Source organism: Dongia mobilis (assembly GCF_004363235.1).
Lineage (GTDB): Bacteria > Pseudomonadota > Alphaproteobacteria > Dongiales > Dongiaceae > Dongia > Dongia mobilis.
This window is the reverse complement of record NZ_SNYW01000006.1, coordinates 99,810-124,411: the sequence shown is the minus strand read 5'-3', so window position 1 is coordinate 124,411 and position 24,602 is coordinate 99,810. Positions and strand designations below refer to the sequence as shown.

Annotated in this window: 26 protein-coding genes; 5 read left to right on the top strand and 21 right to left on the bottom strand. The window is 66.0% G+C overall.

What is annotated here, in order from left to right:
- Positions 1-4: 4 nt before the first annotated feature.
- The 11 genes from A8950_RS02170 to A8950_RS02120 all read right to left on the bottom strand — a co-directional run bounded on the left by A8950_RS02170 (position 5) and on the right by A8950_RS02120 (position 10,147).
- On the bottom strand, positions 5-322 hold the full coding sequence (locus tag A8950_RS02170) for a DUF2061 domain-containing protein (protein ID WP_243735502.1): 318 nt from the start codon (positions 320-322) through the stop codon (positions 5-7).
- 134 nt (positions 323-456) lie between these two features.
- Complete coding sequence (locus A8950_RS02165) at positions 457-1,281, bottom strand: aminotransferase class IV (RefSeq protein WP_133611970.1); 825 nt, start codon at positions 1,279-1,281, stop codon at positions 457-459.
- Complete coding sequence (gene pabB, locus A8950_RS02160; RefSeq protein ID WP_133611968.1) at positions 1,278-2,708, bottom strand: aminodeoxychorismate synthase component I; 1,431 nt, start codon at positions 2,706-2,708, stop codon at positions 1,278-1,280. Before pabB ends, A8950_RS02165 begins: the two co-directional genes overlap by 4 nt.
- A gap of 96 nt (positions 2,709-2,804) precedes the next feature.
- Positions 2,805-3,176 (bottom strand): winged helix-turn-helix domain-containing protein, encoded by a 372-nt coding sequence (locus A8950_RS02155; protein ID WP_133611966.1) that lies wholly within the window; start codon positions 3,174-3,176, stop codon positions 2,805-2,807.
- On the bottom strand, positions 3,177-4,331 hold the full coding sequence (locus A8950_RS02150; RefSeq protein ID WP_243735501.1) for a C45 family autoproteolytic acyltransferase/hydolase: 1,155 nt from the start codon (positions 4,329-4,331) through the stop codon (positions 3,177-3,179).
- A gap of 66 nt (positions 4,332-4,397) precedes the next feature.
- Positions 4,398-5,120, bottom strand: a complete 723-nt coding sequence (locus A8950_RS02145) for a gamma-glutamylcyclotransferase (RefSeq protein ID WP_133611964.1) — start codon at positions 5,118-5,120, stop codon at positions 4,398-4,400.
- Between the two features lie 110 nt (positions 5,121-5,230).
- Positions 5,231-5,596, bottom strand: coding sequence for an AraC family ligand binding domain-containing protein (locus A8950_RS19345; RefSeq protein WP_166644954.1), 366 nt, complete (start codon positions 5,594-5,596; stop codon positions 5,231-5,233).
- A gap of 14 nt (positions 5,597-5,610) precedes the next feature.
- A complete protein-coding gene (locus A8950_RS02135; RefSeq protein ID WP_166644953.1) occupies positions 5,611-7,017 on the bottom strand; it encodes an NAD(P)/FAD-dependent oxidoreductase in 1,407 nt (468 codons plus the stop codon).
- Positions 7,018-7,040: 23 nt separating this feature from the next.
- Positions 7,041-8,003, bottom strand: a complete 963-nt coding sequence (locus tag A8950_RS02130; RefSeq protein ID WP_133611958.1) for a BKACE family enzyme — start codon at positions 8,001-8,003, stop codon at positions 7,041-7,043.
- 25 nt (positions 8,004-8,028) lie between these two features.
- Positions 8,029-8,772, bottom strand: coding sequence for a GntR family transcriptional regulator (locus A8950_RS02125; RefSeq protein ID WP_166644952.1), 744 nt, complete (start codon positions 8,770-8,772; stop codon positions 8,029-8,031).
- 46 nt (positions 8,773-8,818) lie between these two features.
- Positions 8,819-10,147: an aspartate aminotransferase family protein gene (locus A8950_RS02120; RefSeq protein WP_133611954.1), complete on the bottom strand. Its 1,329-nt coding sequence runs from the start codon at positions 10,145-10,147 to the stop codon at positions 8,819-8,821.
- Between the two features lie 142 nt (positions 10,148-10,289).
- Here A8950_RS02120 and A8950_RS02115 point away from each other — a divergent pair, with 142 nt between their 5' ends.
- Genes A8950_RS02115 through A8950_RS02100 form a run of 4 tightly spaced genes read left to right on the top strand, consistent with a single transcriptional unit; the run spans position 10,290 to position 14,412 of the window.
- Positions 10,290-11,330: an ABC transporter substrate-binding protein gene (locus A8950_RS02115; protein WP_133611952.1), complete on the top strand. Its 1,041-nt coding sequence runs from the start codon at positions 10,290-10,292 to the stop codon at positions 11,328-11,330.
- 21 nt (positions 11,331-11,351) lie between these two features.
- Positions 11,352-12,599, top strand: a complete 1,248-nt coding sequence (locus A8950_RS02110) for an ABC transporter permease (RefSeq protein ID WP_166644951.1) — start codon at positions 11,352-11,354, stop codon at positions 12,597-12,599.
- Positions 12,599-13,408, top strand: coding sequence for an ABC transporter permease (locus tag A8950_RS02105; protein WP_133611948.1), 810 nt, complete (start codon positions 12,599-12,601; stop codon positions 13,406-13,408). Before A8950_RS02110 ends, A8950_RS02105 begins: the two co-directional genes overlap by 1 nt.
- Complete coding sequence (locus A8950_RS02100) at positions 13,405-14,412, top strand: C45 family autoproteolytic acyltransferase/hydolase (RefSeq protein WP_133611946.1); 1,008 nt, start codon at positions 13,405-13,407, stop codon at positions 14,410-14,412. The genes A8950_RS02105 and A8950_RS02100 overlap by 4 nt, the downstream gene beginning before the upstream one ends.
- A 15-nt stretch (positions 14,413-14,427) precedes the next feature.
- Here the strand turns inward: A8950_RS02100 and A8950_RS02095 are convergent, their stop codons facing one another.
- The 9 genes from A8950_RS02095 to A8950_RS02055 form a co-directional block, all read right to left on the bottom strand.
- Positions 14,428-15,402 carry an energy transducer TonB gene (locus A8950_RS02095; protein WP_133611944.1) on the bottom strand — a complete coding sequence of 325 codons (975 nt, stop codon included), beginning with the start codon at positions 15,400-15,402 and terminating at the stop codon, positions 14,428-14,430.
- 10 nt (positions 15,403-15,412) lie between these two features.
- Entirely contained in the window at positions 15,413-15,892 is a 480-nt protein-coding gene (exbD, locus tag A8950_RS02090) for a TonB system transport protein ExbD (protein ID WP_133611943.1), read from the bottom strand.
- Between the two features lie 14 nt (positions 15,893-15,906).
- A complete protein-coding gene (exbB, locus tag A8950_RS02085; protein ID WP_243735500.1) occupies positions 15,907-16,818 on the bottom strand; it encodes a tonB-system energizer ExbB in 912 nt (303 codons plus the stop codon).
- Positions 16,819-17,123: 305 nt separating this feature from the next.
- Positions 17,124-17,999 carry an SIS domain-containing protein gene (locus A8950_RS02080; RefSeq protein WP_133611939.1) on the bottom strand — a complete coding sequence of 292 codons (876 nt, stop codon included), beginning with the start codon at positions 17,997-17,999 and terminating at the stop codon, positions 17,124-17,126.
- Positions 17,996-18,805 carry an MBL fold metallo-hydrolase gene (locus A8950_RS02075; RefSeq protein ID WP_133611937.1) on the bottom strand — a complete coding sequence of 270 codons (810 nt, stop codon included), beginning with the start codon at positions 18,803-18,805 and terminating at the stop codon, positions 17,996-17,998. Before A8950_RS02075 ends, A8950_RS02080 begins: the two co-directional genes overlap by 4 nt.
- A gap of 58 nt (positions 18,806-18,863) precedes the next feature.
- Positions 18,864-19,823: an NAD(P)-dependent oxidoreductase gene (locus A8950_RS02070; protein WP_133611935.1), complete on the bottom strand. Its 960-nt coding sequence runs from the start codon at positions 19,821-19,823 to the stop codon at positions 18,864-18,866.
- A gap of 4 nt (positions 19,824-19,827) precedes the next feature.
- Positions 19,828-20,772 (bottom strand): shikimate dehydrogenase family protein, encoded by a 945-nt coding sequence (locus A8950_RS02065; RefSeq protein ID WP_133611933.1) that lies wholly within the window; start codon positions 20,770-20,772, stop codon positions 19,828-19,830.
- Position 20,773: 1 nt separating this feature from the next.
- Positions 20,774-21,421, bottom strand: coding sequence for a bifunctional 4-hydroxy-2-oxoglutarate aldolase/2-dehydro-3-deoxy-phosphogluconate aldolase (gene eda, locus A8950_RS02060; RefSeq protein ID WP_133611932.1), 648 nt, complete (start codon positions 21,419-21,421; stop codon positions 20,774-20,776).
- A gap of 15 nt (positions 21,422-21,436) precedes the next feature.
- On the bottom strand, positions 21,437-22,060 hold the full coding sequence (locus A8950_RS02055; protein WP_208109712.1) for a glucose-6-phosphate isomerase: 624 nt from the start codon (positions 22,058-22,060) through the stop codon (positions 21,437-21,439).
- A 162-nt stretch (positions 22,061-22,222) separates the two neighbouring features.
- Here A8950_RS02055 and A8950_RS02050 point away from each other — a divergent pair, with 162 nt between their 5' ends.
- Complete coding sequence (locus A8950_RS02050; RefSeq protein ID WP_133611930.1) at positions 22,223-23,725, top strand: xylulokinase; 1,503 nt, start codon at positions 22,223-22,225, stop codon at positions 23,723-23,725.
- Positions 23,726-23,738: 13 nt separating this feature from the next.
- On the opposite strand, the gene A8950_RS02045 is transcribed toward A8950_RS02050, so the two are convergent.
- The gene (locus A8950_RS02045; protein WP_166644950.1) at positions 23,739-24,518 is read right to left on the bottom strand and encodes a substrate-binding periplasmic protein; all 780 of its coding nucleotides are present in this window, start codon (positions 24,516-24,518) and stop codon (positions 23,739-23,741) included.
- Positions 24,519-24,602: the final 84 nt, after the last annotated feature.

Genomic DNA, 24,602 nt, shown 5'->3' with positions numbered 1-24,602 from the left:
CAGATCAGGCCTGCTGCAGGAAGCGGCGCAGGAGGCCCAGGTGGTCGTGGCCCATACGACCGGGAACGTCATCGATCAGGGCGAGGCGCTGCGGCTGGTCCACGCCGTGGCGATAGCCATGGCCGCCATGGATTTCGACCTTGGCCGGAAACCGCGCCCAGACGCGCTCATGGAAGAAGAACACCACGGTATTGACGGTGGGCTCGATCAGCGCGACGCCGGTGGCAATGGCGACCGAGCCGGTCAGCGCATAGGTGACACCGAAGCCGACACCGAAATGCAGGGTGGCAAAGCTCAGGGTCTTCATCAGGTCACGCAGCATGGCCCGCTCCTTGAAATGCGAATAATTCTTAACATCAAAATATAGGGATGGAGCCGGGCATGCCAATGGGTAGTTCCAATCGCATTGATCGAGCCAGTCGATCGATTATCGCCAGGAGATCCGCCGGAGCGATTTTAGTCGGGGTCTTTTGTCAGCGAAATCAATTGCTTGCCTATATCGGCGGCAATCGGCAGGTCGCGCCCGTCCAGGCGTCGGATGGGCACACAGCCCAACAGCGAATTGGTGATGAAGAGGCCGTCGGCCGCATCCAGATCGGCGCGGCCGAGGGAATGTTCGCGTATTTCCAGACCGATTCCGCCCCCCTTTGCCAGCAGGAGGTGACGCACGATGCCATCGAGCACGCCATCCGCCAGCGGCGGGGTCAGCAGCCGCCGCCCTTTGAGCAGGAAAACGTTGCCGCGCGCGAAACCGGCAACACGGCCGCCATTGTTGAGCATCAATCCCTCATCCGCGCCGCGCGCCCCGGCCTCCTGCTGGGCCAACACGTTGTCGAGATAGTTGAGCGATTTGAGGCGCGAGAGCGGCGAGCCCTCGTTGCGGCGGATGGCGACGATGCTGGCATCCAGGTGATCCGGCACCGGCGGATGATGGGCGGCAGTGATGACCAGGGTGGGCTTCGCATCGAGCGGCATCAGCAGGCCGCGCGAACCCACCCCGCGCGACAGCGTGATGCGCAGGGCCGCGGCGCTACCGACAAGATCGTTGGCCGCCAGCAGTTCGGCAATGGCACCCGGGAACTCGCTCATCTCCACCGGCAGCGGCAGTTCCAGTACCTTGGTGGCGCGCTGCAGGCGCTCGAGATGGGCGGCCAGGTGCAGCGGCCGGCCATTCTCGGCCGCCAGGGTCTCGAACAGCCCGTCGCCCAGCGTGAAGCCGCGGTCGCGGGGATCGATGCGCGCCTCCGCCGGCGCCAGAATGCGACCGTTCAGCCAGATCATGCCGCCGACCCGCCGCGCTGTTTGGCCACCGCCCCTTGCGCCAGCGTCTCGATCAGGGCCTTGGCCTTGGTGAGACTCTCCTCCAATTCCGCCTGTGGATCGCTGTCGGCGACGATGCCGCCGCCCACCTGGAAGGTGAGCTGGTCGCCGGTGATGCAATAGGTGCGGATGACGATGTTGCTGTCCATCGACCCGTCGAAGCCGAGATAACCGATGGCACCGCAATAGGGGCCGCGAGGGGAAGGTTCCAGTTCGGCGATGATCTCCATGGCGCGGATCTTCGGCGCACCCGTCACCGAGCCGCCGGGAAAGGTCGCGCGCAACAAATCCACCGCATTCTTCCCCGCCAGCATCTCGCCCGTCACCACCGAGACGAGATGATGCACGGTCGCATAGGTTTCAAGCCCCCACAGCACCGGCACCTTGACGCTGCCCATGCGGCAGACGCGGCTGAGGTCGTTGCGCAGCAGGTCGACGATCATCAGGTTCTCGGCGCGGTCCTTCTCGCTGGCGGCAAGCTCGGCGGCCAGTGTCGCATCTTCGGCCGCATTGCGGCCGCGCGGGCGCGTGCCCTTGATCGGCCGCGTCTCGACCCGGCCGTCCGCCAGTTTCAGAAAGCGTTCCGGCGACGAGGAAAGAATGGCGACATCGTCGAATTCGAGGAAGGCCGCGAAGGTGGCGGGGTTGCGCAGCCTGAGCGCGCGATAGAGGGCGAAGCGATCGATGCCCTCATGCAGGCTGACCTGGAAGCGCTGGGTGATGTTGGCCTGATAGATGTCGCCCGCCTCGATATAGTCGATGGTGCGGCGGATCATTGCCTTGTACTGGTCGCCGGCAAGGTCGGCACGGGGCGCCAGGGCCCAATCGGCACTGGCGAACGCCTGCGCCGGGGCCGCGTCGAAGCGCTCGATTGCCTCGGCAATACGAGCCGCTGCGCGCCGGCGCCGCGCATCCCCGCCGCTTTCCGGAAAGCCGCTGGAGATCAGCCAGCCCTTCCCGGCCAGATGATCGATGGCGACGACAAGGTCATAGGCGCCGGCTAGGAGATCGGGAATCGCCTGGCCGTCCCGGCGGTGCTGCGGCAGCCGCTCCAGGTGATGGCGCAGGCCATAGCCGAAGGAGCCGGCGATGCCGCCCTGGAACGGCGGCAGGCCGGGCAGGCGCGGCAGCGCGTAGCGCCGCAGCAGATCATCGAGCAGGGCAAAGGGGTCAGCCGCCTGCGCCACGCCGTCCAGCGCGACCTGGTTGCCGCTGGCGCTCAGCCGGTGAAACGGATCGGCCATCAGGAAGGAATAGCGGCCAAGGCTTTGGTGCCGCAGCGCGCTGTCGAAAAAAACAAAGCCGCCCTGCGGCCGCAGGGCATTGGCCCAGCGCTCGACATCGAGCGCTGGCGCAGGCAATTCAAGGATCAGCGGCAGGTCATTCATGGCGTTCAGACTAGCATGTCTGGCGGGCGCGCCAGAACCCGATAACCGGCAGCGACTTATGCGATTCCGACGCAGCAGCGGCGCGGCGAAAGCGGGCTATTTCCGACGCTGGTTGCGCTGGATCAGGCGTTTGAGGGCGGCAACGTCCTCTTCGGTCACATGGCGGCAGGCCTGTTCCATGCGGCGATAGCGGGTCAGCACCTCGTCGCCGGTTTCGGTCAGCGCCGCGCCGCCGCCTTTGGCGCCGCCGGTCTGGGCATCGACCACGGGGGCGCCGAGATGCCGGTTGAGTTCGTCCACCAGCAGCCAGGCGCGGCGATAGCTCATGCCGAGGCGGCGGCCGGCAGCCGAGATGGAGCCGGTGTCGCGGATGGCTTCCAGCAGATCCGCCTTGCCCGGGCCGATCGCCACCTCGGGCTCGATCACGACCCGGAGCCGCGGTCCGGAGGGCGCCGGCTTTCGCGCCATCTATTCCGCCGCCCGGGCCAGCGAAACCGGCGCATCATGCAGGGAATAGCGGGTGAAGTCGCGGTTATGGGCTGGCAGCGGCGCCACATCCATGTAGCCCGCTTTGGCATCCATCACGATCATGGCAACGGTGGCCGAAAGATCGCCGGCGGAATTGGGCAGCACCGGCCGGCACACCGCGAAGGGTGCCGCGAAATCGTCGAAGAAGGCGGCCTTCAGATCTTCGGTCGTCAGCTTGGGCTTGTCGAGCAGGCGCGCCACGCGCTTGTCGCGGTAGAAGGAATCCCCCAGCAGCCCGGCATCCTTCAGCTTGGCAAGCGCCACCGGGCTTACCCAGTGATTGGCATGCACCAGGAGGCCGTCCTCCGGATAGAGCGGGAAGACCTCCTCGGGGGCGCATTCGAAATCGATCGCATAGCCTTCGGCCGAGCTCACCATCATGTTGTTGGAGCAGGTCTTGGGCGTCGCCGCCACCACTCGCAGCGCCAGAGCGAAATGCTTCTGCTCAAGCACCTTGCGGCGGATGAGGACCAGCGGCACGCCGATCTCGCGATAGTCGCGGTCGGATTCGATGTAATTGGCGGTGATGGCGATGCCGGCCTGGTTGAAGCCGCAGCGTGCGAGCCCGCCCGCCTCGACGAAGGTCACGAAATCGGGGCCGTCATCGCGGGCGACACGCAGCACGATCGCTGTCTCGGCGCATTCGGCGCGCCAATCCCAGTTCTGGCCGTGGATCAAATGGCCGCTGGCGCTGCGTTCGGGCAGGATGACGGCGCCGGTGCAGCCATCCACATCATCCTCGGCTTCCGGCTGGTTGGTCTCGCGCCGCGCCTGGGCCACCACCTCGGTGCGCGCATTGATGAGGATGATGTCGTCGAGCGGCACCCCAGCGCCTTCGGCAATGCCCCGCATCTCCTCAAGATAATGCGCGCCGAATCTGGCGATATGGTCGGCGAAGGCACCGATCAGGCGCTGCCTGTGCGCGGCATCGAGGCCAAGTTCGTCCAGTGTGCCGCCATAAAGCGCTATGCTGCGCCGGATGCGGTCCGGCACCGCCTTTCCGTATTGCAGACCCCGCTCACGGGGCGCACCGCTGACCGCGACAAAGGGAAAGGAATCAGGTGGCTGGATTGGCGTCGGCATCAGGCTCGTCATGACAGGCTCCGGCGGCTGTTCCGCCAGTCTTAGCCAATGCCGGGTCGAGTGACAATGCGCGCCCCTTCAGCCCCGCAATGCCCGGATCTCCGCCGCCACCATCTCCTGCAACCGCCACAGGTTACGATCATAGATGTCGTGCTCGGCCAGCTTTTCGACCGTGCGATGGAGATAGGCGGCACCCGATCCCGCATGGCCGCAGGCGCGGGCCAGCATATGTGCCGCCGTCTCCAGGCTGGGACGCTCCGGGAAATCGGCGCCCTTGGGCAGGGCATAGAAGACCAGCGCCCGGAACTGCTCGTCATCGGTTCGCGCCCGGACCCAGCGGATGTAGGCGGCATTCTCGGCGCCGTCGATCTCGCGCTTCAGCAGATTGACAAGTTCGCCGACCCGGTCGCCCTGCGGCAGGCGATAGGCGATGCCCTCGCAGGAACCGCCGCGCTCCAGGGCCAGCATCAGGCCGGGCTGCTCCGGCGTCCCGCGCCAGCGTTCCATCTTCATCGAGAAGCAGCGATGCCAGCCATGCACCGTGGCGCGGCGATAGGATTCCCAGGTGAACCCCGGATTCCAGATGAGGGAACCATAGGCGAAGACCCAGACCGGACCATCGCCGCTTTCGGCAGCAAGCCTCTCGGCAAAGGCGGCGTAATCGGCCTCGGAAAAATAGGTGGTCCCGGCGCAGGGCCCGGGATCGGGCACCGGGCGTTCGCAATGGGCCACTAATTCGGCGGTGAGGGCGAGGCGACGTTCCCGGGTTGGGCTGCGCTTCTGCGATGTCGTTCGGGTCATGTCCGCCGGGGCTTGTCTGCTGCGGCGCCAGCCTAGCAAGTGGCGATGGGATCGGACAACGGGCAGGAATCTCGTGGAAGCTGTTAGATTTTTGGGGTGCTGGTGCCGCCTTACGGCTCTTTCATCCCATGCTTGGCCGCCCAATCGAAGGGATGGAGGGCATAGAAGTATTCGCAAGCCCGGCCGGTGAAGTCGTAATCGAGTTCGGCCCCTTCCGGCAGCCAGAGGATGTCGCCGGGGCCGAGTTCCAGTTCGCGGCCCTGCGTGCGGACCAGCATGCTGCCCTTGTGGATGAACAGGATCTCGTCATAGAGCGTGGTCCACTGGTAGCGCACATTCTCGGCCATCTCGATGCCGCCGCCCATGTGCCGGCTGTTGCTGGCATTGACGACCCGGGCGATGCGCGTCGCGCCGCCCGGCACCTCGCAGCGAATGAGCGGCAGGTCGCGATAGGGAAAGTGTTCGACAGCACGCATTTGTTCCTCCCGGGTCAGGTCGCGTCCGAGGTGGTGATGCCACCCGGCGCCAGGGCGACGAGGCGGCGGGTGAGGAAGTCCGGCCGGCGATCGAGATGGGCCAGGCGGTCGGCGCGGTCGATGGCGGCGCGAACCAGATGCGCGCCGAAATAGCGGATGGGTTCCGGCGGCAGCCAACCTTCCGGCGGCCGCACCAGGCCGCAGCCCGACCATTCGTCCACGACGTCGAGGGCCAGTGAAGCCAGGATGCGGCCGCCGATGGGCGTCGTCGCAATGCCGTTACCCGAAAAGCCGTAGCCATAGAAGATGTCGCTGCATCCGGGCAGGCGGCCGAACAGCGGCAGGCCGCTGCGGGTACGGTCGATGGGGCCGTACCAGCTCTCGGCGAGCGGAATGTCGGCAAGCTGCGGGTGGCCGCGAGCAATGGCGGCCCGGATCGCTGCCTCGCGCGCTGACCTGCCCTCGAACCGCTGACTCCGGAAGCTGCCGAAGCCGAGGCGCCCGCCGGTGACGCCGGCATTGAGGCGATCGTCGCCGGTCGTGCGATAACCTGTGACGAAGGTTTGCGAATCGCTGATCAGCGGCTTGCGGCGGTAGCCGGCCTGGGCGAGCCGCTCCGGCACCGGCGCCGTCACCGCATCGTCGCTGGCGATCACCAGGATGGCCGAGCGCAGCTCGGGCACTGCCAGCGACCAGGCGTTGAGAGTGAGGATGACCCGCTCAGCCCGCACCATGCCCCGAGGCGTCACGACGCCGGGCTGCGGCCGGCGGAGGAGCCGCGTCATCGGCGTGTTCTCGTGGATCACGACGCCGAGGCCGAGCGCCACGCGGCGCAGGCCCCGCACCAGCTTGCCGGGATGGATGGTGCCGGCGGTGGGATCGTGGATCCCGGCGAGGAAGGCATCGGTGCCGGTCAATGCCGCGATCTCGTCCCGTGTCACCTCGCGGAAGGGAAACCGGTTTGCCGCCGCGAGAGTTTCAAGGATACCGGCCCAGGAACCGAGATGGGCGGCGCAGGAAGCCCCCCAGATCCAGCCATCGGGGTGGTATTCGGCATCGATGCCATGGGTGGCGCAGAAGGCGGCGATCTCGGCTGGCGAACGGCCGAAGGCCTGGGCGAGGCGGATGGCGCCCTCCATCCCGCAGAATTTCGTCAGGGCCGCGAATTTGGCCCATTGCGACAGCACCATGCCGGAATTGCGGCCGGAGGCGCCGCCGCCGCAGATATCGGCCTCGATGATGACGATGCTGGTCTGCGGCGCGCGGTGTTTCAACTCGATGGCGGTCCAGAGCCCGGCCAGCCCGCCACCGACGATGCAGATGTCGCAGCGCGCCTCGCCGGCAAGGATGGGCGCATCCGTCTCGTCCAGCGCGAGCGCCTCGCGCAGCCAGGGCGAACGACCCGCCCGCCTGGTCGGCATCGGGCGGGTTTCCCGCGCCATGGTCAGAAGGCGACCTGGTCGCCGCCCTTCAGCTTCAGCATGGCGCGCGCTTCGGCCGGGCTTGCGATCTCGAGCGACAGTTCCTCCAGGATGCGGCGGATCTTGGCGACCTGCTCGGCATTGCTTTTCGCCAATTGCCCTGGCCCCAGATAGACGCTGTCCTCGAGCCCGACGCGCACATTGGCGCCCATGGTGGCGCCCATGGTGGCAAGGCCCATCTGGTGGCGGCCGGCGGCGAGGATCGACCACTGGTAATCCGCGCCGAACAGGCGGTCGGCGGTGCGGCGCATATGGGCGAGATCCTCCGGATGCGGACCGATGCCGCCCAGCACGCCGAAGATGGTCTGCACGAACAAGGGCGGCTCCAGCAGCTTGCGGTCGAGGAAATGCGCCAATGTGTAGAGATGGCCGACATCGTAGCATTCGCATTCGAAGCGCGTGCCGCAGCCATGGCCGAGCTCGCGGATCACCCGCTCGATCTGGGCGAAGGTATTGCTGACGATGTTGTCATAGGTCTTCTCCACATAGGGCTTTTCCCAGTCATGCTTCCACTCGGTGATCTTCTCGCCGGCATGGAAGATGCCGAAATTCATCGAGCCCATGTTGAGCGAGCAAAGCTCGGGCTTGGCGCGCAGAGGGGCGGCCAGGCGATCGTCCATCGACATGCCGAGCGAGCCGCCGGTGGTGATGTTGATGACCGCGTCGCAATTCTGCTTGATGCGCGGCAGGAACTGCATGAAGACGTCGGGGTTCGGCGTCGGCCGGCCGTCCTTCGGGTCGCGCGCATGGAGGTGGATGACCGAAGCCCCGGCCTCGGCCGCGGCGATCGATTCTCGCGCGATCTCGTCCGGCGTGATCGGCAGATAGGGGGTCATCGTGGGGGTATGCACCGAGCCGGTGACGGCACAGGTGATGATGACCTTGCGGCGCCCCGCCTTCTTTTCCGGTTTCACCGCTTCCGCCATGTCTGCCTCCCCTTGGTCCTGTTTGTTACTGATCGTTGCCGTCATTGCCGGCGAGCGAGGCGAGGATGATGTCCGCCGCCTCGGTGATTTCGCGTTCCAGCCCAGCGCGCGCGGCCTTGCCGTCGCCCTTGCGCAGGGCCTTCAGATTCTCGTCGTGATGGTCGATGCCGATGCCGAAATAGGGCGTCTGGCGCATGGCGTTGAGGCTGGGCCCCGCCTGCAGCCACAGGCTTTCGATGATCGGCATCAGCAGCGGCGAGCGTGCGGCGCGATACATGGCGAAATGGAACTGCATGTTGAGGTCGAGATAGTCCTGGGTGATATGCGCCGCCACCAGGCTGTTGATGCGGTCCTGGATGGCCTGCAGTTGGTCCAGCTCCTCGACCGTGATATGGGCAGCGGCCCATTCCGTCGCCAAGCCCTCGATCTGGCAGCGAACGCGGCGCAGATCGGCAAGCCGGTTCGCTGTCATCAGCGGCACCTGGACCCCTCGATTGGGGCTGTTCTCCAGCGCCTGCTCGGCCACCAGACGCCGCAGTGCCTCGCGGATCGGCATGGGGCTGGTGCCGAAGGTCTTGGCCAGCTTGGAGACGACCAGGCGCTCGCCAGGCACGAAACGGGCCGACATGATGGCGTGCTTGAGGCGAAGATAAACGTCTTCATGTGTGCTGCCATGGGGCACCCGGCGGGCGCGGCCAACCCGCTTGGCGAGGCTGGGCTGCGCCTTGACCGGTTTCCGCTGCTTCTCCGCCTGGATTTTCTTCGCCATGATCCTGTAGGTCTGTCGGACTCGCCCGGTCTTGCCGGCCCCTTCCTCAAATTTGCTGCGGCAGGATCGAGCGGTAGCCGTCGAGAAAATCGGCGAACACATCCAGAAATGCAACGATTTCCGCGCGTGTCATGGGCAGCGACAGCGCGATCATCCCGCGCGGCGTCACATACTGCCCCCGCAGCAGCATCTCCAATTGCCAGAGATGCAGCCAGCGCGGGTCGGCATGCTCGACATCATCGGGCGAGCGCACCGGATGGCCGACGAAATGCAGGTTCATGATCGAGCCGACCCCCGTCACCTGGGCCGCGACATTGCGCGTGCCAAGAAGCGCATTCATGCCGTTGCGCAGATCGTCGCCGAGGCCGTTCATGCGGTCGAGCGCCTCTTCGGTCAGCACTTCGGTGAAGCCGGTGAATCCGGCCGCCATCGAAAAGATGTTGTTGTTGAAGGTGCCGCCATGGCCGAAGGCGTTGGGGCTGGCGGGATCGAACCGGTCGAGGATGTCGGCGCGGCCGCCGAAGGCGCCGAAGGAACAGCCACCGCCGATATACTTGCCGAGCGTCACCAAATCCGGCTTGATGCCGACCTTGCCGTGATAGCCCCGATAGGACAGGCGCGACGCCATCACTTCGTCGAAGATGAGGAGGATGCCGGCCTTCGCCGTTTCGGCGCGCAGTGCCGCCAGGAAATCGGGTTTCGCCGCAATGCAGCCGCCGCCGCCCATCATCGGCTCCAGGATCACGGCCGCGAGCTCGCCGGCATGTTCGCGGATGAGCGCGGTCACCCCGGCGATGTCGTTGTAATGCCCGAAGATGAAGGGATAGGGCGCGTTGAGCGGCGAACCGCCATGGGCAAAGGTCAGGATGCCGCCGTGATAGCCGCCCTCGAAGGCCAGGATCTTCGCCCGCCCCGTGACGGCCCGCGCGGTCGAGAGCGCCATCAGATTGGCCTCGGTCCCCGAATTGCAGAAGCGCACGCGCTCGATCGCCGGATAGCGGTCGACCACCGCTTGGGCGAGGCGGCCCTCATAGGGATTGGGACCGCCCAGGACCCAGCCGCTATCGGCCACCTGCTTGATCATGGCGGCGATCTTCGCATTGGAATGCCCGTAAAGGCCGGCCGTGTATTCGCTGACGAAATCGACATAGGTGTGGCCGTCGAGATCGCTGACCGTGCAGCCCCTGCCGCCGGTGAGGGTCAGCGGGAAGGGTTCGTAGAACATGACGGCGCGGGTATTGCCGCCGGGCAAGGCGCGCTTGGCGCCTTCATGGCGCTCTGCGCTCTGCGCATTGGCGCGCTGGTATTTCGCCCGCGTTTCCGCGATCGCCGCATCGAGTTCGAGATTCTGTCCAGCCGTGACGCCTTCACCCATCGCTCACCCGCCATCCCGCGGCGTCATGCGAAGCGATGCGCCGCGTTAGTAATTGTCCCGTTGACAGCCAGAATACACGCTCCTAGGATTTGATCAAATCCAAAAAAGAACAGCACTCGATCTCTCAAACAGGAGGCCAAGCATGAAATCGCGTATCGTGACCGCCGCCGCCCTCGCGCTCATCGCCGCAACGGCCAGCGCCCAGGCGGAAGAATCGATGACCGCCGTCGGCTGGGGCGGCTCGTGGAACGAGGCCTATGACAAGGGCGTTTTCCAGCCCTTCACCGCCGAGAGCGGCATCAAGGTCAATCTCGACGAATGGGGTGGCGAGATCGCCAAGCTGCGCACCCAGATCGAAAGCAACGCCATCGTCTATGATTTCGTCAGCGTCGAGGCGCCGGCGCTCGAGATCGGCTGCGCCGAAGGGCTGTTCGAGAAACTTCCGGACGCGGTCTATGCCGAAAAGGACAGTTATCTCCCGGGCACGATCCATCCTTGCGGCATGGCGTCCGACACTTGGGCCACCGTCATGGTCTATGACGGCGCCAAGCTGAAGGACGGGCCGAAGAGCTGGGCGGATTTCTGGGACGTCGAAAAAATTCCCGGCAAGCGCGGCATGCTGGGCCAGGCGCAGTACACGCTGGAGAACGCGCTGATGGCGGATGGCGTGGCACCCGGCGAGGTCTACGACGTGCTGCGCTCGGAAGGCGGCGTCGACCGCGCCTTCGCCGCCCTCGACCGCATCAAGCCGCATGTGGTGTGGTGGACAAGCTCGACCAATGCGCTGCAGAATCTGTCGGCCGGCGAAGTGGTGATGACCGACCTCTACAACGCCCGCGTCACCGCCGAGAACGAGAAGGGCTCCAATTATGTGATCGTGTGGGAAGCCGGCTTCTTCTATGGCACCGACATGTGGGCGATCGTCAAGGGCGCGCCCAATAGGGATAACGCGGTGAAGTTCGTCGAGTTCTTCGCCAAGCCCGAGAACCAGGCCGGGTTCCCCAAGCTCTATGCCTATGGCGTCGGCCACAAGGATGTGGAAAAGCACCTGACGGCCGAACAGCTGGAGCGCCTGCCAACCTCGGCCAAGAACCTGCCCTATGCGGCAGTCTATGACACCGATTACTGGGCCGAGAACAAGGAAGCCCTGGAACAGCGCTTCCAGGCCTGGCTTGCCCAGTAGCCTGCGCGGGTTCAAGCGTCGTTGACCACCCGCATCTTGTCGCGAGAAATGGGCAACCGAGCGCCGGGCAACCGGCGCTCGGTCTTTTCGCGCCTTGGCGCGAACCGCGACTTGAGGCTGTTCCTGCTGGTCCTGCCATTGCTCGCCTTTGTCGTCGTGACCGTGATGATTCCGGTCGGGCAGTTCCTCTATCGCGCCGTCGACAATGACCTGCTGGCGGAGAACCTGAAGCTCACCGCCGCCAGCCTGGCTGACTGGTCGCCGGATCAGGGCGTGCCGGGCGAGGCCAGCTTCCGGGCACTGGCCCACGACATCCGCAATGCCCGCGAGGCCGGCACGCTGGGCCAGGTGGCGCAGGCGCTCAACCAGCAGATCACCGGTGTACGCAACGGCTTCATCAAGGCGGCCATGCTGGTGGATGAGCCGGACGCGGTCACGGTGGAGGATCTCACCCGGGTGATCCCGGCCCTGGGCGAGGTGCCGTTGTGGTCGCTGCTGAAATCGGCGCAATCGCGCTGGACCGATTTCTATCTGCTGCAATCGATCGATCTGGAGCGCGACCAGGCGGGTGCCATCGTCAATGTCCCGGCCGACCGCGCCATTTTCCGCGATATCATCTGGCGCACCATCGCCATCAGTGTCAACGTGACGCTGATCTGCATCTTGCTGTCGCTGCCGGTCGCCCATGTGCTGGCCAATGCCCGGCCGCCCTGGTCCGGCATCCTGCTGGCCCTGGTGCTGTTCCCGCTGTGGACCTCGCTGCTGGTGCGCACGGTGTCCTGGATCATCATCCTGCAAGGCGAGGGACCGGTGAACGCGACGCTGCTTTTCCTGGGGTTGATCGAAGAGCCGCTGCGCCTTGTTTACACGCGGGGCTCGCTCTACATCGCCATGGTGCAGGTGCTGCTCCCCCTCATGATTCTTTCTATCCTGTCGGTGCTCCTGAAACTGCCGAAGGAATTGTTGCGCGCAGCGACATCGCTCGGGGCCAATTGGTGGCAGGGCTATTGGCGGGTGCTGCTGCCCCTGCTCTCGCCCGGCATCCTCACCGGGTCGGCGATCGTCTTCGTCTTCGCGCTCGGCTATTACATCACGCCCACCCTGATCGGTGGCCCGCGCGACCAGATGCTGAGTTCCTATGTCGCGCAATTCACCAACAAGACACTGAATTGGGGCCTCGCCGGCGCACTTGCCGTGCAGTTGATGGCACTGCTGCTGATCGCCGGCCTCGGCTGGGCCGCCTTCCGCCGTCTCGGGAGGCGAAGCTGATGTTTTTCTGGCCCAATCTCCGGCGGCGCCTCGCCTTCCTGCACACGCTCGTCATCCTCGCCTTCCTGCTGGCGCCGCTCGTCATCATGGTGCCGATCTCGCTCACCAGCGGCACGATGCTGACCCTGCCCGTGCCGGGCTGGTCGCTGCATTGGTACGAGGTGATCTTCACCGATTCGCGCTGGACCGTTGCGCTGGTGAACTCGCTGATCGTCGGCGTGGCCGCGACCGCGCTGGCGACGGCGCTGGGCACGCTGGCTGCGATCGGGCTCAGCTGGGGGCGCTTTCCGGGGCAGCAGACCATGCTGGCCATCATCTCGCTGCCGCTGGTGCTGCCGATCGTCATTCTGGGTGTCGCCTGTTTCAGCTTTTATGCCTCGGTCGGGCTGATCGGCTCGCGACTGTCGCTGATCCTGGCCCATGCCGGCCTCGCCGCGCCGGTCGTCGTCACCACGGTGCTGGCCAGCCTGAAGGGCTTCGACCGCAACCTGATGCGGGCCGGCGCCTCGCTTGGCGCGGGGCCGCTCATGAGCTTCCGCCGCATCCTGGTGCCGCTGGTGGCGCCCGGCATCCTGACCGGTGCGCTGATCGCCTTCCTGGTCTCGTTCGACGAGGTGGTGATCGCCAGCTTCATTACCAGCACCGAGCACCGCACCCTGCCGCGCCAGATCTTCAGCGGCGTCCGCGAATCGATCAGCCCGGCGATCGCGGCGGCCGCCATCGTTCTCGTCCTCATCTCGGGCATCCTGCTGGCCTTCACCAGCTATATCGAGCGGCGCGCCAGGGCGCACAAGGCCGGCGGGAAATGATCGACTTTCCGGTCCTCGACCTGACCGGTGCCCCCTATCAACGGGGCCTTACCCATGGCGAGGCCTGCCGCGGGATGATCGCCCGGCATATCGAATTGTGGCGCGAGACGAGCGCGACGCCGACGCGATCCTGGCGCGACCTCGCGGATAGAATGCTGACCGGGACCGGTTTCGCAGCGGCGGCGCAACGCTGGACGCCGGGCGCCTGGGCCGAGCTTCAGGGCATCGCCGCCGGAGCCGGCCAGGAGATCGCGCATGTGCTGCTGCTCAACCTGACCGACGAGCAATGGTGGATCAACAGCGCACGACATGCCGAGGCCTGCACCAGTTTCGCCTTTCGCGGCGATGATGGTGTCGTGTGGTCAGGCCAGAATCTGGATATCAGCGCCTGGATGGACGGCCTGCAGGTGGTGCTGCGTTATCCGCTGGTAGATGGCGGGACGGCCGTCATGGGCACGCTGGCCGGGACCATCGGCATGACCGGGATCAACAGCCATGGCCTTTCCATCTGCTGCAACACCCTGCTGCAATTGCCGCCGACGCGGGATGGCCTGCCCTGCCTCTTCGTCATGCGTGGGGTTATGGAGCGCAAATCGCGCGCCGAGGCCGAAAATTTCCTGCGCACCGTCACCCACGCTTCGGGCCTGCACTACCTCATCGCCGATGCAACCGGCTGGGCTGGTTATGAATGCGATGCCAGCGGCATGCGCCAGGTACCGGGCGACCCCGCCCGCTATGGCCACACCAACCACCCGAAGGCAGTACCGGAGAGCGGCAGCCCGATTTCGCGCGACCGTCTCGCTGCCATCGATGCGGCGCTGGCGCAAGGCCGCGCCGTGGCAGCCCTTGCCGAACGGCCGCTGATGCGGGACGGGCAATCCGCCGCCGACCCCATCGGCTTCACCATCTTTTCGGCCTATTGGCGGAACGAACCCGGCCCGATGGCGCATTTCTGCGCCGCGCCGCCGCGCATCGGCGCCTATCGGGCGATCAGCGTCGGATGAGCCGGCGGCCTCAGTTCAATCCTTCAGGTTGAAGCGGATCGGCACGGAGCGGGTGACCGTGGTACCGGCCATTTCCGGGGGAAGTGCGGGCAGCGGCTCGGCGCGGCGCAAGGTGGCCATTGCTTCCTCGTCAAGAGAATCGTGGCCGGAACTCTGCACCAGATAGGCGTTCTTGATATTGCCGGCGCGATCGATGACGAAAGCGACCACCGGCATCCCTTCCTGGTTGCGGCGCTTGGCGACGCGGGGATATTTCTTGAACCGCTCGATATGCGAAAGGACAAGGCCTTCCCAGGATGCCTGCGCGGCCTGGCTTGTCGCCAGATCGGCGGCGCCCGAGTCAGCAGCACCGGAGGCAGCAGCACCCGGGGCAGTTGACCTGGAACCGGCCGGCAGGCCGGCCTGCTGTTCTGGTTGGGTCACTTCGGCCCTGGTCTCGGACATGGCCTCGCCGGCGGTCTTGAAGGCCTTCTCCTGCGCCTCATCGGCGGCGATCTTCGCCGCGGCGACGGCCTGATCCATTTTCGTTATTTCAGTCCTGTTCTTGTCGGCCGATTGCTTGTCGGCTTTCTGCTTGCCCTTCTTCTCGGCCGACTTTTTCTGCTCCTTCTTATGCTCGGTCTTGGCCGGCACAGCCACCTCTGGCTCGATTTCGGGGAGCGGCGGCGGCAGTTCGAGCAATTCAGCGAGCGGCGGCAGTTCGACCGATTCCGGTGGAATGGCGTCAGGCTCTTCAACAAGCGCGGCCCTGTCGGGTGATGCGGTCGGGGGTGGTGGCGGCGGCGTGGCAGCGACGGGCGCGAGGTCGATCATGATCGCTGCCGGAAGCGGCGCCGGTACGCCGGCTGGTTCGCGCCACTGCATCATGCCGAGAGCGGCACCGGAGACGTGGATGCCGAAGATGAGGACGGCGGCACCCAGCCAGCGGCCGAGGCGATGACGGCGCCGTTCGACCGAGAGGGCTGGGCAGCGCATGCGCAGGCTCGCCACGGTCCGGCCCTCACTGCGCCGCCGATGGCGGCGTCGCCGCGCCGGCCGGCAATTGCGGGCTGGCGCTGCCGGTCTGCTCCAGCGCCACCAGGGCGATCTTGAGATAGCCGGCCTGGCGCAGCAGGTTCATGACCTGCATCACCTCGCCGTAATCGACCTTCTCGTCGGCGCGCAGGAAGATGCGGGTTTCCTTGTCTTCCCCGGTCGCGGCGGCAATCTCGTCGCCCAGAAGGTCGCGCGGAATTTGTTCGTTGCCGAGGCTGAGCGCAAGGTCAGCCCCGATGGTGACGAAGAGCGGCGCCTCCGGGCGCGGCTGTGGCTGCGCACTGGCCGCCGGCAGATCGACCGGCACGTCGACCGTCGACAAGGGTGCCGCCACCATGAAGATGATCAGCAGGACCAGGATCACGTCGATGAAGGGGGTGACGTTGATCTCGTGGGTTTCGGCAAGATCCTCGCCCGCTGGACCATGATTGAGGCGAATTGCCATGCTAGGCCCTCGCCCTATTCCGCTGCTTCGCGCAGGGTGGCGCGGCGCTGGTCGAGGTCGCGGCTGACGAGGCGCAGCAATTCCGCCGAGATATCGGCAAGGATGGCGCGGTAGCCGGCGATGCTGCGGGCAAACCTGTTGTAGATGACCACTGCCGGGATGGCGGCGACAAGGCCAAGCGCCGTCGCCAACAACGCCTCGGCGATACCCGGTGCCACCACGGCCAGATTGGTGGTCTGCGCCTGGGATATGCCGATGAAGCTGTTCATGATGCCCCAGACCGTGCCGAACAGGCCGACGAAGGGAGCGGTCGAACCGATGGTGGCGAGGATGCCGGTGCCGCGCGTGGCGTGGCGCTGGGCCGCCGCCTCGATCCGCTCGAGGCGCGAGGCAACGCGCTCCTTGACCCCATCGGCCGGCAGGCCCGCGGAAATGCCGACCTCATGGGCGGTGGCAGTGACCAGATCGCGGGCAGCACCCTCGCGCAGATCGCGCGCCGCCTGACTGCGCGCATCGCTTCCGGCAAACAGGGCGACGGCTTCGGCCAGCGAGCCGGCCTCGGCAAGCGTGGCGCGGGCATGGGCCGAGCGGCGGCGCGCGGCCATCAGCTCAAGGCTGGTCACCAGCCACACGGTCCAGGTGACGACCGAAGCGAGGGCCAGGCCGATCATCACTGCCTTCACCACCCAATCGGCCTGCAGGAACATGCCCCAGGGCGACAGGTCATGCGGCAGGCCGCGATCGTCCGCTGCCAGCATCTGGCCATCCGGCCCCAGGAGCAGGCGCCCGTCGGATCCCGGCAGATAGCCGCCTACCGGTTCGGCGGCACCGCCCACCCCATCGATGCCCGGCGCCATGGCGGTTGCCGATTCCCCGGCTTGCTGGGCCTGGCTGGACCCCGGATCGAGCAAGGTGGCCAGTGCCACGACCAGTATCATCAGGAGGCAGCGCACGCCGCGAGCAGCCCTGACGCATCCCCAGTAGATTGAGAAATTTCCCATTAATTCATCCAGTTGGCTGCTGCCAGGGATTGCAAACGGCGATTGCGGACGGCGCTGCATAAAGCCATGCTGCGCCGGCACACGCAATGCGAATTATTCGCATTTGCGAATGGGTTGTCCAGTGGATTGGGTGTTTTTTTGCTGAGGCCAGAGCGGGATTGGTCCGGCTCGCCCAATCGGATGCCCCTATTCGACGTCCCGCTGCCGGCACCTCTGTGCCAGTGACGGCATCACGTCGTCGTGGAACCGCGATAGGCCTGGAGGCGCCGCTTCATCACGGCGACCCGATTGCGGTAGGTGGGGTCCCGCCGCAACCCGACCGCGGTCGACAGCACGTCGATCACGGCTAGGGCCGCGAGGCGCGAGATGGTGGGCGTGTAGTCGTTGGTGTTGTCCAGGGTTTCGATGACGATGGCGACGTCGCAATGGGCGATGAGCGGCGCCGGCGTGGTGCCGATGAGACCGATGACGCGGGCCCCGTTCTGGCGGGCCAGCCTCGCGACATCGATCATCGAGGGCGTCGTGCCGGTATTGGATATGACGACGGCGACATGCCCCGGCTGCATCATCGAGGCCACCATGACCTGCTGGTGGAGATCGGCCGGCGCCCCGCAAGGCACGCCGAAGAGTGGGAATTTCTGCTGCGCGTCCTGCGCCACGATGCCGGAGGCGCCGAAGCCGAAGAAATCGATCGCCCTGGCCGTGGTCAGGATGTCGATCGCCCGCGCCACCGCCAGTGTGTCGATGCGCTTGCGGGTCCAGTCCAGGCTGCTGATCGTATAGTCGAATATTTTCTCGAACACGGTTTCCGGCCCGTCCGTCTCCAGCAGGACGGAATGCGTTGCCGGTGTGCCCAGCGCCAGCGCCTGGGCCAGGCGCAGCTTGAAATCCTGGAAGCCGTTGCAGCCGATCGCCGTCGCGAAGCGGATAACAGTCGGCTGGCTGACGCCGGCGGTATGAGCGGTGTCGGCCACGGTCGCGGCGAGAAAGCGTTGCGGATCGGCGAGGATTGCATCCGCCACCTTGCGATCGGACTTGCGCAGCTGGCCGAGCTGGCGGCGGATGGCCTCCAGCACATTCTGACTATTGGGGTGGATCTCGCTCATGGGTTGGGCTCCCGGCGATAGGCCGTTTCAAGCGCGGCGCGAAAGAGCATCGGTCCGTCCCCCGACTTCGCCAGTTGCGTCGCCGCCTGGTCGATGGCCGTGGGATCGGCGGTATTGAAGTCGAACATGCCGAAGTGATGGGCGATGATCGCCCCTGCCCCTACATCGCGGCCGACGGCAATCGCCTCGTCCAGCGCCAGATTGCCCGGCACGCCGTTCGCCAGCAGGGTGGCGCTGCGCCCGTTGACCGGCAGCAGCGCGATATCGGGCTTGAGTGCCGCCACTTCCGCGACCATGCCGTCAAAGGGCACGGTGTCCCCGGCATGCCAGATGCGGCAGCCCGCGATCTCGATCACATAACCGAGGAATCTGTGATTGCCGTCGGCATCGCGCTCCAGTGATTCATGGGCGGCGCGCGTCGCGGTGACGGCGATGCCGGGGATGGGAACAATGCGCTCGCCGGCTTCGACGAGATGGAGGCGCGTGTCGTCGACCCGTGCCCGGCGCAGCGCTTCCTCTCGCGCGGCGCGCGGTGCCACCAGCTTGAGGTGCGGCTGCTGCGCCATCAGAGGGGCCAGCGTATCCGGGTCCATGTGATCGGTATGCTGATGGGTGGAAAGCACGAGGTCGACCGACCCCAGTTCCAGCGAACCCACCGGGGCGGCCATCAGGCGTTGATGCGGATAGAGCCGGCCGGCATATTTCCGGGCGAGCGAATCCGAAAGATAGGGATCGATCACCAGGCGCTTTCCCGCCCCCTCGATCACGAAGCCCGCCTGCCCCAGCCAATGCAGGCAGAGATCCATTCCGGGAGCCGCCGCGAGATGGGCCCCGAGCGGTGCGGTTCGCGGGTGTGCTGCCAGCCTAGCCGGCATGAGCCACCTTCGGCGCAAGCACGGCCAGCAAATTGTCGACCGCGATCCTGGTCGCACGCGCGACACTTTCGTCGGTGAAGCCGCCGATATGGCTGGTCGAGATGACGCGTTCGTGCGTGGCCAGGGCAAGGTCGCGCGGCGGTTCCTCGGCATAGACGTCGGTCGCATAGGCCTCGACGGCGCCGCGTTCGAGTGCATCCAGCATGGCTGCCTCGTCGATCAGCCCGGCGCGTGCCGTATTGACGATGATCGCCTGCGGCCGCAGCGCGGCGAGGCGCCGTGCGTCCAGCAGGGGCGCACCGCCCGGCTGCAACGGACAATGCAGCGTGATGATATCGGCGGTCGCCAGTGCCGCATCCAGTTCCACCCAGCGAAAGTGATCCGGGGCGAGGCCGAGATCGCGCGGCTTCGGGTCGAAGCCCACCACCTCTGCGCCGAGTGCCACCAGAAGGCGCGCCACCTCGCCGCCGATGGCCCCGCAGCCGATTACCGCCACCCTGCGGTCGCGCAATTCGCGCCCGCGTCGCCGCGGCCAATCACCACCACGGATGCCGCGATCGCCCAAGGGTATATGGCGGAGGCCGGCGAGAATGAGTGCCAGGGCCAGTTCGGCCACACCCGGCGCATTCGCGGCTCCGGCGGTGGCGATACGGATGCCGCGCCGGCGCATTTCCTCCACCGGCAAATTGTCGATGCCCGTACCGTTGCGACTTACCACCTGCAACCGGCTGGCCGCCGCGATCACGGCCGCGGAAACCGGTTCGATCCCCGCCAGCCAGCCGACGCAATCCGGCAGCAGTCGCATAAGTTCCGCCTCGCCCGGCAATTGTCCGGGCGTCGCGGTCACGATCTCGAAGCCGGCCATGCGCAAAGGGGCAAGATCCGGATGCGCGCCCATGGTGAGGGAACGCGGCGTCACCAGAATCCTCGGGCGGCCCTGCTCGCTCATGCCCCTATCCCTTCGCGGCCTGGATGGCGATATCGGAAAGCGCGTCGAATTCCTTGCCGGTGGTCGGTATCTCGACGGCGAAGACTTCGCCGATCACCTGCGTCCAGCCATGCAGGAAATAGGTCCAGCCATCGACCGGGGTGACCCCTCGCCCCTGCTGTGCCGCCGCTTGCCGCAGAAAAACCAGGTCGCCGCGGTAGTTGAGGTCCCAGGCAATGGCGCCTTCGGGGAAGACGGCAGCATCGGAAAGCGGTGAGCCGGGCCGATCCTTGCCGAGGCCGGTTGCGTTGATGACAAGGCTGCCCGGCCTCAGCTCGGCCAGGATGCGGTCATTGGCGTCACCGCTGCTGGCCACGTAGTCGACGGCGATGTCGCTGCCGATCGTGCCATGGATGCGGCGGATCTCCGCCAACCGATGCGCGTCAGGATCGGCGACGATGATGCGGCGGGGACGATTGGCACCGCGCCCGGCCTGCATCAGATACCAGGTTATGGCGATGGTGGAGCCGCCGGCCCCGATGGCGAAAACTTCCGCGCCCATCCGCGCAAAGTGATCCGCCGGCAGGAAGCTCTCGATGGCAAGGCCAGAGGAGATTGGGTCCTTGGCATGGGCGATCAGTCGGTCGCCACGCTTCGAGATGCAGCTGGTCTCTCCCATCAACTGCGCGTAGGGGTCGATCTCGTCGAAGAGATCGCGGGCAGCGGCAAACAGGTCGATCTTGTGGGTCGTGACCAGGGCCCCCAGCGACAAGGGATCGCGCTTGATGAAATCGACCGCTTCTCGATAGGCGGCCGGGTCGGCATGGATCGGAAAATCGATCCCATTCAGTACGGCATTGGCGAGGCCAAGATGTGCCGCCCAGGCCGGAAACACTTTCATGATCGAGGACGACGTCGTGGTGACGCCGATGAAATAGAGGGTCGGGTGCGTCGCCGGCTGGTAGGCCATGTCAGTTTCCGCGCGCCCGCGCGACTGCGGCGACCGCCGATCTGGCGCGGCGCGTGATCTCGGCGAAATTGCCGGCGGTGATATCCTCGGTGCGCGCGACCCAGGTGCCGCCCGCTGCAACCACCGCTTTCAGTTTCAGCCAATCCGCCAGGTTCTCCTCCGTGACACCGCCGGTCGGGATGACCGAGATGCCGAGATGGGCAAAGGGCGCCGAGATCGCCTGCAGAAAGCCGGGTCCGCCGGCGGGGCCAGCCGGGAAGAACTTGACTAGCCGGCAGCCGGCAGCGGCGGCCGCAGTGAGGTCGCTCGGCGTCATGATGCCGGGCGCGAATGGAAAGCCCGCCGCCTTTGCCGCTGCGACGATGGCGGCATCGAAGCCCGGGGCAAGGCCATAGGCGGCGCCCGCCTTGATCGCGGCAGCGAGCGAGGCCTGGTCGAGGATCGTGCCGGCACCGACGCAAAGCTCAGGCCGCTTCTCGTGCATGGCGGCGATGACATCGGCCGCCGCCGCCGTGCGAAAGGTGATCTCCGCCACTGGCAGCCCGCCTTCGAGCAGCGCGTCGGCCAGCGGCACGGCATCCTGCGCGCGCTCGATGGCGATCACGGGCACGATGCCGGTCCGGCGGATGATCTCGATGGGGGCGGTCATGGTGGCTATCTCCTCTCAGGCCGCCGAATGCAGCAGGGCGGCAATCGTTTCCGGCGAACGCGAGCGGTAGGCGGGATTCTCCACCAGGCGCCAACCATTGGCGCCGTCCCGCATCACGCGGTGGCGCATGCCATGGGATTTTTCAATGATGCCGTAATCCTGGCCTGCATCGGCGGGATAGGTGAACAGCATGACCAGGTCTTCCGTGCCGATATTGATCGAGCGATGGATCCAGAAGGGCGGTACGTAGCAGATGCTCAGCGGCGCCACCTGCAGCACGCGCGTCTCGCCATCGGGCGATTCTAGCAGCATAAGGCCCAGCCCCTTCTGGCCGAAATAGATCTCGGGCCGGTCGGCCCGGCCATGGATATGGCCGCGCGTCATGAAGAATTCGTCGCCGACAAGACCCGGCGACATGCGCGTCACTCCGAAAATGAGATCGCCGGTTTTCCCTTCCGGGTGGAAATCCGCCACGTCATAGACGATGTCCTCGCCCGCCTCCGCGACGCGCGCGGCGAAAGCGGCCGCGTCGGCATAGAGCCCGGCCAGGTCCTTCAGCTTCTTCTGGTAGCGCCCGGTGGCACCCTGCATCGTGCCGCTGCTGAGATCGACCTGGCAGAGTCGCGGTTCGGGGATCATGCTTCCTCACTTTCTGTAGTTTTACTACATTTTTGGCAACCGAGAGTCAATAAATCACCTTCCATTTGTTGCGCTGCATCGAAGAATCTCAAAATTCCGGAGATTGACGCGGAGAATTTTGTAGTTATGTTACTTTTCTAACATGACGAAGGAATGGCAGGCGTGGCGGGCGATCTGTATCTCACCATCGATGTCGGCACCGGCAGCGTTCGCGCCGCCCTGGTCGACGAGGCGGGCCGGATCCAACACCTCGCCGCCCATGAGCACGACCAGATCGTGCCGCAATATGGCTGGTCGGAGCAGAGGGCGGAGAATTGGTGGACGGGCGTCGTCCGGGCGATCCGCGACGTGCTGGCGGCAGCGCCGGAAGCGAAAGGGCGCATCGCCGCCCTTTGTGCCTGCGGCCAGATGCACGGCACGGTATTGCTGGACGATACCGGCCGGCTGACGCGGCCCAACATTCCGCTCTGGAACGACAAGCGCACGAGCGAACTGGTAAGGGCCTTCGAGACCCAATACCGGGTTGCCGATTATATTGCCGACAGCGGCAATCCGCCGACACCGGCCTGGCCGGCCTTCAAGCTGCAATGGCTGCGCGATCACGATGCGCCGGCCTATCGGTCGGCAGCTTCCGTGGTGATGCCCAAGGATTTCATCAATTTCCGCCTGACCGGCGAGATCGCCATGGACCGGACCGAGGCCGCCTGCTCCTTCCTGATGGACCCCAGGACCGGCACGTGGTCGCAGAAGATGTGCGACCTCCTTCAACTCGACCGCGCGAAACTGGCGCCGATCCGCCGGCCGCTCGACATCCTGGGGTCGGTTACCGCCGCCGCTGCCATCGAAACCGGCCTGCCCCAGGGCCTGCCCGTCCTGGTGGGGGCCGGCGATTTCCCGGTTGCCCTGCTGGGCTCCGGCGTCACGCGGCCCGGCCTCGGCTCCGATGTCACCGGTACCTCTGCCATCATTACCTTGAATGCCGACCGGCCGCTGCTGGATGCCGAGATTTCCAATATCGGCACGGTGGAAGGCGGCTGGGGTGGTTTCGTGCTGCTGGAATCGGGCGGCGACGCCATGCGCTGGGCGCGGCGCGCCTTTCACGAACGCAGCCTCGATTACGCCGCCATCGTCGAGCAGGCGGCAAACGCACCGGCCGGATCGGAGCGCCTCTTCTTCCTGCCTTATCTGACCGGCGAACGGTTCGGCAAGCATCGCAATTCCCGTGCCCAGTTCTTCGGCATCACGGCGGAGCACGGGCTGGCGCATCTCCACCGCGCGGTGATGGAAGGGGTGGCCCTGGCGGTCACGCGCCATATCCGCATCATGGAGCAGGCTTGCGGGCACCGCCTCGAACGGGTCATCGCATCGGGCGGCGGCGCCAAGACGCCGCTCTGGCTGAAGATCAAGGCCAGCGCCTACAACATCCCGATCGTGATTCCGCGCGAGGCCGAATGCGGCATCATCGGCTGCGCCGCCATGGCCGCCACCGCAACCGGCCGCTTCAGCCGGATCGATGCGGCGGCCGGTTCATTTGTCACGCATGTCGGCGAGGTGCTGCCCGATCCCCGCTGGGCCGAGACCTACCAGCGCATGCAGCCGGTGTTCGATCGGCTCTATCGCCATTCCCAAGCACTCTACGACGACCTCGACCGGCTGCACGATTGATCCCCGGCAGGGCCTACATCGAATCATGATAGCGCGACAGCAGGGCGGGCATGTCGCGCTCGCGGAGCGCGGCAGCTTCGCGCCACAGGCAGGCGGCCGCATCGGGATGGGCCTGGTGCCAAGCGTGACTGAATACCTGGAAATAGGGCTTTGACGAAATCGGCGGCTCCAGGCGGGCGATTCGGTCGTCGATGCCGTTGCGCTCGAGATAGGGGTCGCCGATCGAGCTCTGGATGGCGAAGGCGTCGATGCGCGCGCCCAACAGCTTGTTGAAATTGTTGCGCGTGTCCTGCGCCGTTTCGACCGCAATGCCGGCATTTCTGAGATCGTTCACGATCGACCAGCCGAGATTGGCGCCGACCGGCCGCAAGGCGCCGTTCAGCGCGCTGCCGTCCCAACTGACGGCACTCCCCTTTCTTACGTAGAAGGCATAGCTGAGTGTCGCCAGCTGCAAGGCCGGATCGGCCGCATCGCCCGCCATCGGATAGACGGCGATGCGCTGGCGCTCAGGCGCGAAGGACAGCATCAGCACCGAATCCACAGCATTGCTTTCAAGCAGCGCCAGCAGGCGCCCGCCGGGAAAACGCTCCGGCCTCAAGGCGACCCCGCAGGTCTTGGCCGCGGATTTGGCGATTTCCACGGCAATGCCGGGCATGGCAGGAATGTCGCGGCCATTGCCCATGACAAAGAAGGGCGATTCCTGGTCGGTATAGGCCAGATGCAGGACGGGTTCTTCCGCCAGCGCGGCCGGACTGCCGAGCGCAAGGATAAGACCCAGGATCAGGCCATGCATCGATCCGCGCAGAATCCAACTCCCGATTGCTGCCGAGGCCTCCGGCGAGGCTGCCCGCTTTGTCAGGCTATGGCAAGCCGGCCA